General features: G+C 68.9%; 13 protein-coding genes. 3 read left to right on the forward strand and 10 right to left on the reverse strand.

Features of this window, described 5'->3' with window-relative positions:
- Nucleotides 1-73 precede the first annotated feature (73 nt).
- A complete protein-coding gene (gene dapD / locus JOE59_RS10200) occupies nt 74-1,027 on the forward strand; it encodes a 2,3,4,5-tetrahydropyridine-2,6-dicarboxylate N-succinyltransferase (RefSeq protein ID WP_204460264.1) in 954 nt (317 codons plus the stop codon).
- Between the two features lie 187 nt (nt 1,028-1,214).
- Nucleotides 1,215-3,752: a penicillin acylase family protein gene (locus JOE59_RS10205; RefSeq protein WP_204460265.1), complete on the forward strand. Its 2,538-nt coding sequence runs from the start codon at nt 1,215-1,217 to the stop codon at nt 3,750-3,752.
- Nucleotides 3,753-3,820: 68 nt separating this feature from the next.
- Here the strand turns inward: JOE59_RS10205 and JOE59_RS10210 are convergent, their stop codons facing one another.
- From JOE59_RS10210 to JOE59_RS10230, 5 genes are all read right to left on the reverse strand, one after another.
- On the reverse strand, nt 3,821-5,131 hold the full coding sequence (locus JOE59_RS10210; protein ID WP_204460266.1) for a citrate synthase: 1,311 nt from the start codon (nt 5,129-5,131) through the stop codon (nt 3,821-3,823).
- A 183-nt stretch (nt 5,132-5,314) separates the two neighbouring features.
- The gene (gene dapC / locus JOE59_RS10215) at nt 5,315-6,430 is read right to left on the reverse strand and encodes a succinyldiaminopimelate transaminase (protein ID WP_204460267.1); all 1,116 of its coding nucleotides are present in this window, start codon (nt 6,428-6,430) and stop codon (nt 5,315-5,317) included.
- A gap of 2 nt (nt 6,431-6,432) precedes the next feature.
- The gene (gene fdxA / locus JOE59_RS10220; protein WP_056658762.1) at nt 6,433-6,753 is read right to left on the reverse strand and encodes a ferredoxin; all 321 of its coding nucleotides are present in this window, start codon (nt 6,751-6,753) and stop codon (nt 6,433-6,435) included.
- A gap of 37 nt (nt 6,754-6,790) precedes the next feature.
- Entirely contained in the window at nt 6,791-7,174 is a 384-nt protein-coding gene (locus JOE59_RS10225; protein WP_204460268.1) for a DUF6113 family protein, read from the reverse strand.
- Nucleotides 7,171-7,620 carry a hypothetical protein gene (locus tag JOE59_RS10230; RefSeq protein WP_204460270.1) on the reverse strand — a complete coding sequence of 150 codons (450 nt, stop codon included), beginning with the start codon at nt 7,618-7,620 and terminating at the stop codon, nt 7,171-7,173. Before JOE59_RS10230 ends, JOE59_RS10225 begins: the two co-directional genes overlap by 4 nt.
- A gap of 154 nt (nt 7,621-7,774) precedes the next feature.
- Between JOE59_RS10230 and JOE59_RS10235 the strand changes: the two genes are divergently transcribed.
- Nucleotides 7,775-8,584, forward strand: a complete 810-nt coding sequence (locus JOE59_RS10235) for an enoyl-CoA hydratase/isomerase family protein (protein ID WP_204460271.1) — start codon at nt 7,775-7,777, stop codon at nt 8,582-8,584.
- Nucleotides 8,585-8,624: 40 nt separating this feature from the next.
- Here JOE59_RS10235 and JOE59_RS10240 read toward each other — a convergent pair whose 3' ends face one another.
- The 5 genes from JOE59_RS10240 to JOE59_RS10260 all read right to left on the reverse strand — a co-directional run bounded on the left by JOE59_RS10240 (nt 8,625) and on the right by JOE59_RS10260 (nt 15,503).
- Entirely contained in the window at nt 8,625-9,512 is an 888-nt protein-coding gene (locus JOE59_RS10240) for a M23 family metallopeptidase (protein WP_204460272.1), read from the reverse strand.
- A gap of 214 nt (nt 9,513-9,726) precedes the next feature.
- Nucleotides 9,727-11,631 carry a translational GTPase TypA gene (gene typA, locus JOE59_RS10245; RefSeq protein WP_204460273.1) on the reverse strand — a complete coding sequence of 635 codons (1,905 nt, stop codon included), beginning with the start codon at nt 11,629-11,631 and terminating at the stop codon, nt 9,727-9,729.
- A 233-nt stretch (nt 11,632-11,864) separates the two neighbouring features.
- On the reverse strand, nt 11,865-13,634 hold the full coding sequence (locus JOE59_RS10250) for a dipeptide ABC transporter ATP-binding protein (protein ID WP_204460274.1): 1,770 nt from the start codon (nt 13,632-13,634) through the stop codon (nt 11,865-11,867).
- Nucleotides 13,631-14,584, reverse strand: coding sequence for an ABC transporter permease (locus tag JOE59_RS10255; RefSeq protein ID WP_204460275.1), 954 nt, complete (start codon nt 14,582-14,584; stop codon nt 13,631-13,633). Before JOE59_RS10255 ends, JOE59_RS10250 begins: the two co-directional genes overlap by 4 nt.
- Nucleotides 14,574-15,503 (reverse strand): ABC transporter permease, encoded by a 930-nt coding sequence (locus JOE59_RS10260; protein WP_204460276.1) that lies wholly within the window; start codon nt 15,501-15,503, stop codon nt 14,574-14,576. The genes JOE59_RS10255 and JOE59_RS10260 overlap by 11 nt, the downstream gene beginning before the upstream one ends.
- Nucleotides 15,504-15,556: the final 53 nt, after the last annotated feature.

The following is a 15,556-nucleotide window of genomic DNA, read 5'->3' on the forward strand; positions in this document are numbered from 1 at the left end:
TCCATCACGCCTCGGCGCGAACCGGCCCGACGCTCCACGTCATGCGCGCGACACCCCTCGCTACCCTTGAGACATGCCCGCGAACAACGACGCCATCACTCCTCCCCGCACGGCCTCCGCCACCGGACTCACGACGATCGCCGGCGACGGCACGGTGCTCGACGCCTGGTTCCCCGCGCCGAAGCTCGGGGCCGAGGCATCCCCGCTCGCTGCAGAACACGCGGCGCTCGCGGGCGACGATGCTCGCCGCAACGTGCGCGTCGACGTCGTCGAACTGACCATCGACCTCGACGCTGCGCCCGCGGGCACGGGCGACGCGTACCTGCGCCTGCACGTGCTCTCCCACCTGCTCGCGGCGCCGAACACCGTGAACCTCGACGGCATCTTCGCCCACCTTCCCGCCGTGGTCTGGACCAACGCGGGGCCGGTGCATCCGACCGACTTCGACCGCTTGCGCCCCGCCCTGCAGCGCGCCGGCATCCACGCCGTCAGCGTCGACAAGTTCCCGCGCCTGCTCGACTACGTCACCCCCGAGCGCGTGCGCATCGCCGACGCCGCGCGCGTGCGCCTCGGCGCGCACCTCGCACCGGGCACGACCGTCATGCACGAGGGCTTCGTGAACTTCAACGCCGGCACGCTCGGCGCATCGATGGTCGAGGGCCGCATCTCGCAGGGCGTCGTCGTCGGCGACGGCTCCGACATCGGCGGCGGGGCATCCATCATGGGCACCCTCTCGGGCGGCGGCACGCAGCGCGTCGTCATCGGCGAGCGTGCGCTCCTCGGAGCGAACTCGGGCATCGGCATCTCGATCGGCGACGACAGCGTCGTCGAGGCCGGCCTCTACGTCACCGCGGGCACGAAGGTCGTGCTGCACGGCGGGCCGGGTGAGCGACCGAACACCGTCAAGGCCGTCGTGCTCTCGGGCGTGCCGAACCTGCTCTTCCGTCGCAACTCGCTGAACGGCCAGGTCGAGGCGCTCTCCCGCTCAGGCGAGGGCGTGCAACTGAACGCCGCACTGCACGCGTAGCCCGCGGAACCGTGCGGCTCGAGCCGCACGGTTCGACCCACATCACAGCCCTGCAACGACCCTCCTCAACCCGAGGACTCTCGGCTACAGTTGGTGACTCGGGCCGCCACGGGGCGGCCCCTCGTCTTGCGCAGCACGAAGGAGTGGCGTGGGTACCGACGCACCGCGAACAGGCCGGCATCGAGCGATGAGGTTCGTCATCGGCCTGCTCATCACCGTGCTCGCGCTGGCCGTCGTGGCGGCCGGACTCGGCTGGTGGACCGTGCAGCGCTCGTTCCCGACGACGAACGGCGCGATCGACGTTCCCGGGCTCGGCGCAGAGGTGACCGTCGTCCGCGACGACGCCGGCATTCCGCAGCTCTACGCCGAGACCGATCACGACCTGTTCTTCGCTCAGGGGTACGTGCATGCGCAGGATCGCTTCTGGGAGATGGACTTCCGCCGGCACGTCACCGCCGGCCGGCTCGCCGAGATGTTCGGCGAGTCCCAGATCGGCACCGACACGTTCATCCGCACGCTCGACTGGCGAGGCATCGCCCAGCTGGAGTACGACGCACTCGGCGAGGTCTCGAAGGCCTACTACGACGCCTACGCCGAGGGCGTGAACGCCTATCTCGACGAACGCGGCGGCGCCGACCTGTCGCTCGAGTACGCCGTGCTCGGACTGCAGAACCCCGGCTACTCCCCCGAGCCCTGGTCGGGCGTCGACTCGATCGCGTGGCTGAAGGCGATGGCGTGGGACCTGCGCTCCAACCTCGGCGACGAGATCGACCGCGCGATGCTCTCGACCGTGCTTCCCCCCGAGGAGGTCGCGCGCCTCCATCCCGACTTCCCCTGGAACACCATGCCCACGATCGTGGACGGACAGCCCGCTGCGGCCACCGCGGCGCTCTCGACGACCCCGATTCCGGGTGAGGCCGACACGATCGAGACGGATGCCGCCGCGGCATCCGCTTCCGACTACGTCGCCGCCCTCGCCACCCTGCGCACGGCGATCGACGGCGTGCCCGAGCTGCTCGGCCCCGAGGGGGGCGACATCGGCTCGAACTCGTGGGTCGTGGGCGGTGCCCTGACCGAGTCGGGCCTGCCGCTGCTCGCGAACGACCCGCACCTCGGCCCCGCGATGCCCTCCATCTGGACCCAGATGGGCCTGCACTGCGTCGAGATCACCGAGACCTGCGGCTTCGACGTCGCCGGGTACTCGTTCTCGGGCCTGCCCGGCATCGTCATCGGGCAGAACCCCGCCGTCGCGTGGGGCTTCACCAACCTCGGGCCCGACGTCGCCGATCTGTACCTCGAGCGCATCGACGGCGACTCCTACGAACTCGACGGCGCGCTCGTGCCCCTCACGCTCCGCGAGGAGACGATCGAGGTCGCCGGCGGCGACCCCGTCACGGTCACCGTGCGCTCGACGGCGCGCGGTCCGATCGTGACCGACATCCGCGACGACTTCGCGGGCGTCGCGGCCGAGTACCCGACAGCCTCCGGCCAGCCCGGGGGCGAGTACGCAGTGTCGCTGCAGTGGACCGCCCTGACGCCCGGCACGACGGCCGGGGCGATCTTCGCCCTCGACAAGGCGCAGGACTGGGAGGGCTTCCGCGCCGCGGCAGCGCTCTTCGACGTCCCCGCGCAGAACCTCATCTACGCCGATACCGCGGGCAACATCGGCTATCAGGCGCCGGGCCGCGTCCCCGTGCGCAAGACCGGCGACGGCACCCTGCCCATGCCCGGATGGACGAGCGCGAACGGCTGGTCGGGCACGATCCCGTTCGACCAGCTGCCCTCGGTGCTGAACCCTGCCACCGGATACATCGTGACGGCCAACAACGCCGCCGCGGGCCCCGACGGTCCGATGCTCACGAAGGACTGGGACTACGGCTATCGCGCCGCCGGCATCGACCGCCTGATCCGCGAACGCATCGACGCCGGCGAGCAGTTCACGGTCGACTCGATCGCCGAGATCCAGCTCGACACCGGTGACGCGAACGCCGACGCGTTCCTCCCGGTCATCGCGTCGCTCGATCTCATCGGCGACGCCGGGCGCGGAGCCGACCTCCTCCGCGGATGGGACGGCGGCGCCGACGTCGACAGCGCGCAGGCCGCCTACTTCGCCGTGTTCTGGCGCACCCTGCTCGACGACATGTTCGGCGGGCTGCCCGAATCGGCGCAGCCGCAGGGCGGCGACCGCTGGTTCAACGTCGTCGGCACCCTGCTCGGAGAACCCGAGTCGTCGTGGTGGACGAACGACGAGCTCGGTGTCGCCGGCCGCGACGCGATGATCGCGCATGCCCTCGGTGCCGCCTGGACGGAGTCGACGAGTCGCATGGGCTCGAACCCCGACGCGTGGCGCTGGGGCCGCCTGCACACGCTGACGCTCACCAACCAGAGCTTCGGCGAGTCGGGCATCGCCCCGATCGAATGGCTCTTCAACCGGGGCCCCTACGAGCTCGGCGGAGGCTCGTCGATCGTCAACGCCATCGGCTGGGACGCGAGCATCGGGTACGGCGTCGACTGGGTTCCGTCGATGCGCATGGTGGTCGACATGGCCGACCGCGACGCGTCACGCTGGATCAACCTCACGGGCGCGTCGGGCCACGCGTTCCACGCGAACTACGCCGACCAGGCTCCACTCTGGCAGGGCGGGGAGCTCCGCGACTGGGCGTTCACCCGCGAGGCCGTCGAGGCTGCCGCGAAAGACACGCTGACGCTGACGCCTGCGGGCTGACCCGACCCGACACGCGAAACGCCGGCCCGCCCGAAGGCGGGACCGGCGTTCGGTCGTGGTGCTGCGGCTCAGGCCGAGGGGTGGTGCCGCTCGGGCTCGCCGATGTAGAGCTGCTGCGGTCGCCCGATCTTCGTCTGCGGGTCGAGGTTCATCTCGCGCCAGTGCGCCATCCAGCCGGGCAGGCGGCCGATCGCGAAGAGCACGGTGAACATGCGCGTCGGGAAGCCCATCGCCTTGTAGATGACGCCGGTGTAGAAGTCGACGTTCGGGTAGAGACGACGCTCCTTGAAGTAGTCGTCCTGCAGGGCGAACTGCTCGAGCTCCTTGGCGATGTCGAGCAACGGGTCGGCGACGCCGAGTCCGGCGAGCACCTCGTCGGCCGACTGCTTGACGATCGTCGCCCGCGGGTCGTAGTTCTTGTAGACACGGTGCCCGAAGCCCATGAGCTTCACGCCGTCTTCCTTGTTCTTCACGCGCTCGACGAACTTCTCGACGCCTTCGCCGGAGTCGCGGATGCGGCCGAGCATCTGCAGCACGGCCTCGTTGGCGCCGCCGTGGAGCGGACCCGAGAGCGCCTGGATGCCCGCGGAGATCGAGGCGTAGAGGTTCGCGCCGGTCGAACCGACGAGGCGCACGGTCGAGGTCGACGCATTCTGCTCATGGTCTTCATGCAGGATGAGCAGCCGGTCGAGCGCGGTGGAGAGCACCGGGTCGACCTGGAACGGCTCGGCCATGTTGCCGAAGTTGAGCTTCAGGAAGTTGTCGACGAACGACAGCGAGTTGTCGGGGTACAGGAACGCCTGGCCGATCGACTTCTTGTGCGCGTAGGCCGCGATGACCGGCAGCTTCGCGAGCAGGCGCACCATGGTGAGCTCGACCTGCTCGGGGTCGTTCGGGTCGGTCGAGTCCTCGTAGTACGTCGAGAGGGCCGACACGGCGCTCGAGAGCACCGACATGGGGTGCGCCGTGTGCGGCAGCGACGAGAAGAAGCGCTTCAGGTCTTCGTGCAGCAGCGTGTGGTGACGGATCTTCTCGTCGAACTCGCCCAGCTGGTCGGCGGTCGGCAGCTCACCGTAGATGAGCAGCCACGCGACCTCGAGGAACGTCGAGTTCGCCGCGAGTTCCTCGATCGGGTACCCGCGGTAGCGCAGGATGCCCTGCTCGCCGTCGATGTACGTGATCGCGGACCGCGTCGACGCGGTGTTGACGAACCCGTAGTCGAGCGCGGTGAGCCCGGTCTGACGGGTCAGCGTCGACACGTCGATGCTCGAGTTGCCCTGCACCGCACGATGGACGGGCAGTTCGGCGGTGGTGCTGCCGAAGCTCAGGGTCGCGGTCTGGGGGGTCTCCCCGGCCGCATTGTTCCGGACGTCGCTCACGGCGCCTCCTGTGATCGTCACTTGCGCGGTCACCTGCTTTCCGGTCTCGATCGCTCTGGCGGTCTCGACCCGAATACAGCCTAGACGGGCTCCGAACACACTGTCGCACCCGCCAACAGATCATCCTATCCGTTGGCGAGAGTCACAGTCGGCGCGGCGACGCCTCACACGATGCTGCGGATGTCACGCCGCGGCGGCGGCCCGGAGTCGCTCGGCCGCGGCCGCGATGCGCTCGTCGGTCGCCGTCAGCGACAGTCGCACGTGCTCGGGGTGGTGCACGCCGTAGAAGTGGCCCGGGCCTGCGACGATGCCGAGGTCGGCGAGCCGGCCGATCGAGTCCCACCCGTCGCGTCCCTCGGTCGCCCAGAGGTAGAGCCCCGCCTCGCTGCGGTCGACACGGAAGCCGGCGGCCTCGAGTGCGGGCTTCAACAGCTCGCGACGCGCACGGTAGCGCGCCTTCTGCTCGGCGACGTGCTCGTCGTCGCGGAGCGCGGCGATCATCGCGGCCTGCAGCGGCTGCGGGAGCATGAGTCCCGCGTGCTTGCGCACGGTCGTGATGCGCCCGATGACGGTACGGCAGCCCGCGATGAAGGCGGTGCGGTAGCCGGCCATGTTCGACTGCTTCGACAGCGAGTAGGCGACGAGCGTGTTGCGGCGGCTGTCGCCGACGACGCGCGGGTCGAGCAGGCTCGGGATCGGGCCATCCGCCCACTCGCCCTCCCAGCCGAGCTCGGCGTAGCACTCGTCGCCGACGATGATCGCGTCGAGTTCGAGGGCGCGCTCGCGCGCGGCGCGCAACTCGTCGATCGTGAGCACCCGGCCGTCGGGGTTGCCCGGGCTGTTCAGCCACACGAGCTTCGTCGCGGCCGGCCACTCCGCAGGGTCGTCGGAGGCCATCGACGTGGCGCCGACGAGCACGGCGCCCATCTCGTAGCTGGGATAGGCCGCCCGGGGGTGCACGACGACGTCGCCTTCGCCGAGCCCCAGCAGGAACGGCAGGAGCGCGACCAGTTCCTTGGATCCGACCGTGGGCAGCACGTTGGCCTCGGTGAGCCCGGTCACCCCTCGTCGGCGGGCGAACCAGTCGATGATCGCGCCGCGGAGCTCGTCGGTGCCGGTGGTCTGCGGGTAGGCGTGGGCATCGGTCGCATTCGCGAGCGCCTCGCGCACGAGCACCGGTGTGGGGTCGACCGGCGAGCCGATCGACAGGTCGACGACCCCCTCGGGATGCGCCGCCGCACGCTCACGGAACGGCGCCATGAGGTCCCACGGGTAGTCGGGCAGGTCGCCGCGAGCCATGCTCAGTGCGCCTGAGGAGGGAGCACCGCGATCACGGGGTGGTCCTTCGGAATGACGCCGATCTTGGCCGCGCCGCCGGGCGAGCCGATGTCGTCGAAGAACTCGACGTTGGCCTTGTAGTAGTCGGCCCACATCTCGGGCAGGTCGTCTTCGTAGTAGATCGCCTCGACGGGGCAGACCGGCTCGCACGCACCGCAGTCGACGCATTCGTCGGGGTGGATGTAGAGCGAGCGCTCACCCTCGTAGATGCAGTCGACGGGGCATTCGTCGATGCAGGCGCGGTCTTTGACGTCGACGCACGGAAGGGCGATGACATAGGTCACGGTGTTCGCTGTCCCTTCGAGAGGCTGGGATTCCAGTCTAGGCGTCGCGCGGCTGCCGTGACGGCAGCTTGGGCCACGCGACGACGAACACCGCGATGAGGGCGGGCGCGACCGACCAGATGGTGCCCGTGAGGTCGCCCACGATCAGCACCGATCCGCCCGGGCCCGGCAGGGTGAGCACGGCGACCGCCACGACGATGCCCGCGCCGGCCGCGGCCGCGGCCGCTCGCCCGCCCGCGACGAGACGCATGCCGAGCAGCAGTGCCGCGACCCCGACGAGTGCGGCGACGAGACCCCACGGGATCGAGACCTCGCCGACCTGCAGCGTTGCGCGGTGTCCGACCGTGCCGAGGGTGCCGTAGGCGAGCCCGACCAGGAAGGCGACGACGATCGTGCCGATTCGGCTGCTCCGGTTCGTCATTTCGGCTGCTGCGTGACGGTGTACGTGACGGCCTCGCCGTCGCCCGCGAGGAGCACGATGTACTCGCCGTCGGAGTACACGACGGCGCTCGCGTTGTCACCGCTCAGGGTGGTGTCCTCGGTGAATCCCGCCGCCTCGAGCTTCGCGGCCGCATCGGCGACGGGGTCCGCCGCGCTCGACGAGACGATCACGATCCATCCTTCGGACCCTGCTGAGCCCGCGGCGAACGTGATCTCGCCGTCGACGAGCGCGATCGACGCGGGGAAGTCGGCGGGCAGTTCGCCGCTCAGGCTGACGTCGCCGCCCGTGGCGTCTTTGATGGCGTCTTCGACGCCCTGGTTGACGAGGTCGCCGGGGTTCGGGAAGCAGCCGGTGAGCAGCGTCGCGGTCACCGCGGCGATCACCACCGCAGTGCCCGCACGGCGGTGGGTGATGGACTGTCGCATGGCCGGCTCCTCGCGTGCAGCGGTCTGGGAGAGGGCGGGCAGGCGCCACGCGGCATCCGATCGCCCCTGCTCGGAATTCTATCGCCCGGCCCCACCGGGGCGATGGCGTAGCGTGGGGCGGGACACGGAACGGGCCGTGCGGAGAGGACCGATGATGGCCGAGCCCAGCACCAACGAGAATGCGCCCGATGTGCGCGTCGAGCGCGACGGCGGCCTCGCGATCGTGACGATCGACCGCCCGAAGGCGCTGAACGCCCTCTCCCCCGACGTGCTCTCCGCCCTGCTCGGCGCCGTCGAGTCGCTCGCCGCCGAAGGCAGCGCCGTGCGCGGCGTGCTGGTCACCGGCGCGGGCGGTCGCGCGTTCGTCGCGGGGGCCGACATCCGGTCGATGGCGGGACTCACGCCGGAGCAGGGCGAGGAGGCGTCGCGCCTCGGCCACCGTGTGGCCGCGGCGATCGAGGGCCTGTCCGCCCCTGTGATCGCGTGCGTCGACGGCTTCGCGCTCGGCGGCGGCCTCGAGCTCGCGCTCGCCTGCGACTTCATCTACGCGACGGATGCCTCGACCTTCGGTCAACCCGAGGTGCATCTGGGTCTCATCCCGGGCTTCGGAGGCACCGTGCGCCTCCCCCGGGCGGTCGGACTCGCCCGCGCGAAGGAGCTCATCTACACGGGCAGGCGCATCGACGCGGCCGAAGCGGTCGCGATCGGCCTCGTCGTGCGGTCGTTCCCCGACCGCGAGTCACTCTTCGCGGGGGCCAGGGCCACGCTCGCTGACGTGGGTGCGAACGCCGCGCCCGCGGTGGCCCTCGCCAAGCGGGTGCTCGTCGACGCCGCGGGCCGCCGCACGGAGTCGGCGACCGAGCTCGAGATCGCGGCCTTCGGCGATGCGTTCCGCACGAATGACATGCGCGAGGGCGTCGCAGCCTTCATCGACAAGCGCGACCCCGTCTTCACCGGCGTCTGAGCCGACGAGGCGATGCGGCACATCTGCGCCGCGGCTTCGGTCAGCCCGCGCGCGACGACAGCCAGGCGACGCCGTCGAACCGCACGCCGTCGGAGCCGAACATCTCGAGGTGGAGGTGCGGGCCGGTCGACTGACCGGTCGTGCCGACGAGTCCGAGTTGCTGCCCTGCGGTGACCTGCTGACCGACCGCGACGGCGATCGAGCCGTTCTGCATGTGGGCGTACGAGCTCGTGATGAGCTGGCCGCCGATGTTGTGCTGCACCTCGACGTTGACGCCGAGTCCGCCGCCGTTCTCGGTCGCGAGCACGACCACGCCGTCGGCGATCGACATCACGGGCGTGCCGTTGCCGGGGGTGAAGTCGACGCCGTCGTGGAAGGTCGAGCAGCCCGAGCACGGCGCCGAGCGCGGGCCGAAGCCGCCGCTGCGCTTGCCGGGGTTCTGCACCGGCCAGACGATCGCGTCCGTGTCGATGAGCTCCACACTGCCGAGGCTCGCGACCTGCGACGTGATGGGCGGCGGCGCGGCCTCGACGGCGTACTGCTCTGCCGCGAGCTGCGACATGACGCCCTCACTGCCGACCTCGACGGTCTGCGGCGCGTATTCGATCGTGTCTTCGACCGGCGCGTAGACCGAGGCGCGCGCATCCGAGTCGGTCGCGGTGACGGCGAGCGCGGGAACGCTCGTGGCGACCATCATGGCCGCTGCGAACGACATCGCGATGACGGAGAGGGTCGGCCGAAGCGACACGGTGCCCGTGCGAACGGCGCCGATGCGAGCGGGGCCCGTGCGGGCACGGCTGCTGCGGGCGTCGTCGAAGCGAGCGAAGCTGCTCCGGATGCCGGCGGTGAGCCGGCTGATGCGGAGTTCGGAGGTCGGGCGGGCAGGGCTGGAGGTGGCCGCGCGGCGGCCGTGCTTGGGGGGAGTCATATATGGGGTGCGTTACGTATTTTCTGAGTCAGGTGCGAGACAACCTCAGCTACGGTACGCACCGACTCTGGGAGGAACCTCCAATGCGCATGCATGTTCCCCCCGAACGTGAGAGCGGTCTCCCCTTGATGCGACGCGAAAAGCCGCACTGCGAAAAGCGGATGCCCCGGGGTCGATCGACCCCGGGGCATCCGCTCGTCTGCGGCAGCGCCTGCTAGTTCTGCTTCTTCAGGCGCGACGTCGTGCGGGCACGGGCGGTCGCGTCGAGCTCGACCTTGCGGATGCGCACGGCGGCCGGCGTGACCTCGACGCACTCGTCTTCACGGGCGAACTCGAGGCACTCCTCGAGCGAGAGCTGGCGCGAGGGCGTCATCGACTCGAACGTGTCGGAGGTCGACTGACGCATGTTGGTCAGCTTCTTCTCCTTGGTGATGTTCACGTCCATGTCGTCGTTGCGCGAGTTCTCGCCGATGACCATGCCCTCGTAGACCTCTTCGGTCGGGTTCACGAAGAACGTCATGCGCTCCTGCAGGGCGATGATCGCGAACGGCGTCACGACGCCCGAGCGGTCGGCGACGATCGAGCCGTTGTTGCGCGTCACGATCTGGCCGGCCCACGCGTCGTAGCCGTGGGAGATCGCGTTCGCGATTCCAGTGCCGCGCGTGGTGGTCATGAACTCGGTGCGGAAGCCGATGAGCCCGCGGCTCGGCACGATGAACTCCATGCGCACCCAGCCCGTGCCGTGGTTCGACATGTTGTCCATACGGCCCTTGCGAGACGCGAGGAGCTGCGTGATCGCGCCGAGGTACTCCTCGGGAGCGTCGATCGTGAGGTGCTCGTAGGGCTCGTGCACCTTGCCGTCGACCTGCTTGGTGACCACCTGCGGCTTGCCGACCGTGAGCTCGTAGCCCTCACGACGCATCTGCTCGACGAGGATCGCGAGCGCGAGCTCGCCTCGGCCCTGCACCTCCCACGAGTCGGGGCGGCCGATGTCGACGACCTTCAGCGACACGTTGCCGACGAGTTCGCGGTCGAGGCGGTCCTTCACCATGCGGGCAGTGAGCTTGTGGCCCTTGACCTTGCCGACGAGCGGCGACGTGTTCGTGCCGATCGTCATCGAGATCGCGGGCTCGTCGACCGCGATGATCGGGAGGGGACGCACATCTTCGGGGTCGGCGAGCGTGTCGCCGATCATGATGTCCTCGAAGCCCGCGACCACGGCGATGTCGCCGGGGCCGGCGCTCTCGGCCGGGTAGCGGTCGAGCGCCTTCGTGAGGAAGAGCTCGGTCACGCGCACGTTCTGGACGGTGCCGTCGTGCTTGACCCAGGCGACCGTCTGGCCCTTCTTGATGGTGCCGTGGAAGACGCGGAGCAGGGCGAGGCGGCCCAGGAACGGCGACGCGTCGAGGTTCGTGACGTGCGCCTGCAGCGGGTGCTCGTCGTCGTAGGTCGGCGCCGGGATGTGCTGCAGGATCGCCTCGAACAGCGGCTCGAGGTCTGCGTTGTCGGGGAGTTCGCCGTTGCCGGGCTTGTTGTGGCTCGCAGCACCGTTGCGGCCCGAGGCGTAGACGACCGGCACGTCGAGGATCGCATCGAGGTCGAGGTCGGGCACGTCGTCGGCGAGGTCGGAGGCGAGGCCGAGCAGCAGGTCCTGGCTCTCGGCGACGACCTCGTCGATGCGCGCGTCGGGACGGTCGGTCTTGTTGACGAGGAGGATCACCGGCATGCGGGCCTCGAGTGCCTTGCGGAGCACGAAGCGGGTCTGCGGCAGCGGGCCCTCGCTCGAGTCGACGAGGAGGACGACGCCGTCGACCATCGACAGGCCGCGCTCCACCTCGCCACCGAAGTCGGCGTGACCCGGGGTGTCGATCACGTTGATCGTGATCGGGCCTTCGGTGGCGTGCGCACCCTGGTACGTGATCGCCGTGTTCTTGGCGAGGATCGTGATGCCCTTTTCGCGCTCGAGCTCGTTCGAGTCCATCGCGCGCTCTTCGACGTGCGCGTGCGCGTCGAAGGAGTGCGTCTGGTTGAGCATCGCGTCGACGAGCGTGGTCTTGCCGTGGTCGACGTGTGCGACGATCGCGACGTTTCGCAGATCATTCCGGGTGGCGTTGGCCATGTTTGGTCCTCGAGGGTGCCGGCCCCCCGTCGCCCCCGAGCAAGAGATCAGCGCACGGAGACAGCGTGGAAGCGCTGAGATGAAGGTCTGTGGGGAGCGCAGGATGCCGCAGTGACGGCGTGCGCCCCTCTAGCGTACCCTGTCGCGCGCCCGTCAAGCTGAGAACGCGAAAGCGCCCGGCCTCCGAATGATCGGATGCCGGGCGCTCGCGTGGCGCATGTGCCGCTCGGTGCCTAGGCGCCCAGCTCGATGCTCGCTCCGGGGATCGCCGCGAGGAGATCCTTCGTGTACTGCTCCTGCGGGCTGTCGAACACCTCGTCGGTGGTCGCCGCCTCGACGATGCGGCCCTTCTGCATCACGCAGACGTGGTCGGCGATGACGCGCACGACCGCGAGGTCGTGCGTGATGAAGAGGTACGTCAGCCCGAGCTCGGCCTGCAGGTCGGCGAGCAGGCGCAAGATCTGAGCCTGCACGAGCACGTCGAGCGCCGAAACGGCCTCGTCGAGCACCACGATCTCGGGCTTCAGTGCGAGTGCACGCGCGATGGCGATGCGCTGGCGCTGACCGCCCGAGAGCTCGTTCGGGTAGCGGCTGATGAGCGTGCGCGGCAGCGAGACCTGGTCGAGCAGCTCGTAGACCCGCTCACGACGCGAGGCGTTGGTGCCGACCTTGTGCGTGAACAACGGTTCGGCGATGGTGTTGCCGATGTTGCGCAGCGGGTTCAGCGAACCGTACGGGTCCTGGAAGACCGGCTGCATGCGGCTGCGGAGGTTGAAGAGCTCCTTGCCGGTCACGCTCGCCAGGTCTTTTCCGCCGACGACGATCTTGCCGCTCGTCGCGTCTTCGAGCTTCAGCAGCATCTTCGCGACGGTCGACTTGCCCGAGCCCGACTCGCCCACGAGCGCCATGGTGGTGCCCTTGGGGATCTGGAACGAGACCTTGTCGACCGCGGTGAACTCGCCCGAACCACGGATCTTGAAGACCTTGGTGAGGTCTTCGACGACGATCGCCGGTGCGGCTTCAGGTGCTGCGGCCAGCGCCTCGGCACGCGCCTCGGCGGTCGCGATCAGGTCGATCGCGTCGCCTGCGGCATGTGCTGCGCCCTCGGCCATCGACGACTCGGCCGCCGAGATCGAACCCGTCGCCTGGATGCGGCGCGAAGCGAGGCTCGGCGCCGCGGCGACGAGACGCTGCGTGTAGGGGTGCTGCGGGTTCTGCAGGATCTCGACCGACGGTCCCGACTCCACGACGCGGCCCTTGTACATGACCACGAGCTGCTCGGCGCGCTCGGCGGCGAGGCCGAGGTCGTGCGTGATGAACAGCAGGGTCGTGCCGAGTTCACGGGTGAGCGACTCGAGGTGGTCGAGGATGACGCGCTGCACCGTGACGTCGAGCGCCGAGGTCGGCTCGTCGGCGATGAGCAGCTGCGGGTTGGCCGCGAGCCCCATGCCGATCAGCACGCGCTGGCGCATGCCGCCCGAGAACTGGTGCGGGAACTGACGCATGCGGCGATCGGCGTCGCCGAGGCCCGCCTGCTTCAGCACCTGGATGGCGCGCTGCTTGACCTCTTTGCGACCCGTGGCGATGCCGTTGGCCTTGATGGCCTCCTCGACCTGGAAGCCGATCGACCACACCGGGTTGAGGTTCGACATCGGGTCTTGCGGGACGAAGCCGATCTTGCGGCCGCGGACGGTCTGCATCTCCTTCTTCGATGCCTTGGTGAGGTCCTGGCCGTCGAGGAGGATCTGACCGCCCGACACGTGGCCGGTGCCCGGGAGCAGGTTGATGATCGCATGCGCGGTCGTCGACTTGCCGGAGCCCGACTCCCCCACGATCGCGAGGCTCTGCCCGCGATAGAGGGTGATGTTGACACCGTCGACGGCCTTGACGAGACCGTCCTGGGTGTTGAAGCCGACCTGGAGATCCTTGATCTCGAGGAGCGGCCGTTCGGCGCCAGCGGCGCGTTCTGTTTGCACGTTCGATCCGTTCGAAGTCTCGCTCATCGCTGCGCCCTCGCCTTCGGGTCGAGCGCGTCGCGCACGACCTCGCCGAGCATGATGAAGCTCAGCACGGTGACCGACAGTGCGATCGAGGGCAGGATCAGCGTCTGGGGCGCGGTGCGCAGCGAGGTCTGGGCCTGGCTGATGTCGTTGCCCCACGACATGATGTCGGTCGGCAGGCCGACGCCGAGGAACGACAGGGTCGCCTCGGCGACGATCGCGCCGGCGAGCGAGATGGTCGTGATGACGAGCACCGGTGCGATCGAGTTCGGCAGCACGTGGCGCAGCAGGATGCGGAATCGCGAGACGCCGAGTGCCGTCGACGCCATGACGAAGTCGGCGTTCTTCACCCGCAGGATCTCGGCTCGCAGCACACGGGCGGTCGCGGGCCACGCGAACAATCCGATCGCGAGCGAGATCACCCACACGTTCCGGTACTGGGAGAGCACCGACATGATGACGACGGCGGCGAGGATGTAGGGGATCGAGAAGAAGATGTCGCCCAGGCGCGAGAGCACCGAGTCGAGCCATCCGCCGTAGAAGCCTGCGAACGCACCGAAGACGATGCCGAGCAGCGCCACGAGGAACGTCACGATGAGGCCGACGGCCAGCGAGGTCGACGTGCCGTGGATGATCCGCGAGTAGATGTCGCAGCCCTGCTTCGTGAACCCGAGCGGGTGACCCTCGGTCGGACCGCCGTTGCTGTTCGCGAGGAGGCAGCCGTTGTTCGGCGGCGTCTGCGTGAACAGGCCGGGGAACAGCGCGACGACGACCACGAGGACGATCAGCACGGAGGAGATCCAGAACATCGGGCGCTTGCGCACGTCATTCCACGCGTCGGTCCACAGGTTCGAGGGCTTGCCCTCGGCCTTGACCGAGTCGATGGCGACGAGCGGCGTCTCTTCGAGCGGCGCGACGTAGTGCTGCTGGTCTGGTCTGGTGTTACTTGGCATAACGGATCCTCGGGTCGAGAACGGCGTACAGGAGATCCACCAGCAGGTTCACCACGAGGTAGATCAGCACCATGATCGTCACGAAGGAGACGACGGTCGGTCCCTCACCTCGGATGATCGCCTGGTAGAGCGTGCGGCCGACGCCGGGCACGTTGAAGATGCCCTCGGTCACCGTCGCGCCGACCATGAGCGTGCCGAAGTCGACGGCGAGGTAGGTGACGACGGGGATGAGGGAGTTGCGCAGGATGTGCACGGGGACGATGCGCCCACGGGAGAGGCCCTTGCTCGCTGCGGTGCGAACGAAGTCCTGTCCGTCGGTGTCGATGACCGACGCCCGCGTCAGTCGGACGATCTGGGCGAAACTGATGGTGGCCAGCACGATGGCCGGCAATATCAGGTCTTGCGTTGGAGCCCCTGGCCCGACCGTGGTTCTGAACCACCCCAGATAGATGCCGAAGAACCACTGCATCACGAACGCGAGCACGAAGATCGGCAGCGAGATCAGGATGAGGCTCACGACGAGCGCGCTCGCGTCGAAGATGCCGCCCTTGCGCAGACCCGAGATGAGGCCGATCGAGATGCCGGCGACCATTTCGAAGAACACTGCCATCGCCGCGAGGCGGAGCGTGACCGGGAAGGTGTCCATCAGGATCTCTGAGACCGGCTGACCCGAGAACGAGACACCGAGGTCTCCCGTGAAGATGTTGCCGAGGAAGATCAGGTACTGGACGATGAACGGCTTGTCAAGGTTGTACCGCTCACGCAGGGCTTCAATGACCGACGGGGGCGGAGTCTTGTCGCCGAAGAGCGCGACGATCGGGTCGCCGGGCATGGCGAAGACCATGAAATAGATCAGGAATGTGGTGCCGAGCAGGACAGGGATCGCCTGCAGCAGTCGGCGCAGGATATAGCCGGCCATGGATCAGGCCCTGCGTTCTGCGAATGTGGACATGTTGAAAGAAACCTCACCGT

The sequence above is a fragment of the Agromyces cerinus genome, assembly GCF_016907835.1.
Lineage (GTDB): Bacteria > Actinomycetota > Actinomycetes > Actinomycetales > Microbacteriaceae > Agromyces > Agromyces nitratus.

Coding starts and splice junctions, on each gene's coding strand:
- JOE59_RS10260 (WP_204460276.1), bottom strand. CDS start 15,503: ATGGCCGGCTATATCCTGCGCCGACTGCTGCAGGCGATCCCTGTCCTG.
- typA (WP_204460273.1), bottom strand. CDS start 11,631: ATGGCCAACGCCACCCGGAATGATCTGCGAAACGTCGCGATCGTCGCA.
- JOE59_RS10230 (WP_204460270.1), bottom strand. CDS start 7,620: ATGCGACAGTCCATCACCCACCGCCGTGCGGGCACTGCGGTGGTGATC.
- JOE59_RS10205 (WP_204460265.1), top strand. CDS start 1,215: ATGAGGTTCGTCATCGGCCTGCTCATCACCGTGCTCGCGCTGGCCGTC.
- JOE59_RS10240 (WP_204460272.1), bottom strand. CDS start 9,512: ATGACTCCCCCCAAGCACGGCCGCCGCGCGGCCACCTCCAGCCCTGCC.
- dapD (WP_204460264.1), top strand. CDS start 74: ATGCCCGCGAACAACGACGCCATCACTCCTCCCCGCACGGCCTCCGCC.
- JOE59_RS10255 (WP_204460275.1), bottom strand. CDS start 14,584: ATGCCAAGTAACACCAGACCAGACCAGCAGCACTACGTCGCGCCGCTC.
- JOE59_RS10235 (WP_204460271.1), top strand. CDS start 7,775: ATGGCCGAGCCCAGCACCAACGAGAATGCGCCCGATGTGCGCGTCGAG.
- JOE59_RS10250 (WP_204460274.1), bottom strand. CDS start 13,634: ATGAGCGAGACTTCGAACGGATCGAACGTGCAAACAGAACGCGCCGCT.
- dapC (WP_204460267.1), bottom strand. CDS start 6,430: ATGGCTCGCGGCGACCTGCCCGACTACCCGTGGGACCTCATGGCGCCG.
- JOE59_RS10225 (WP_204460268.1), bottom strand. CDS start 7,174: ATGACGAACCGGAGCAGCCGAATCGGCACGATCGTCGTCGCCTTCCTG.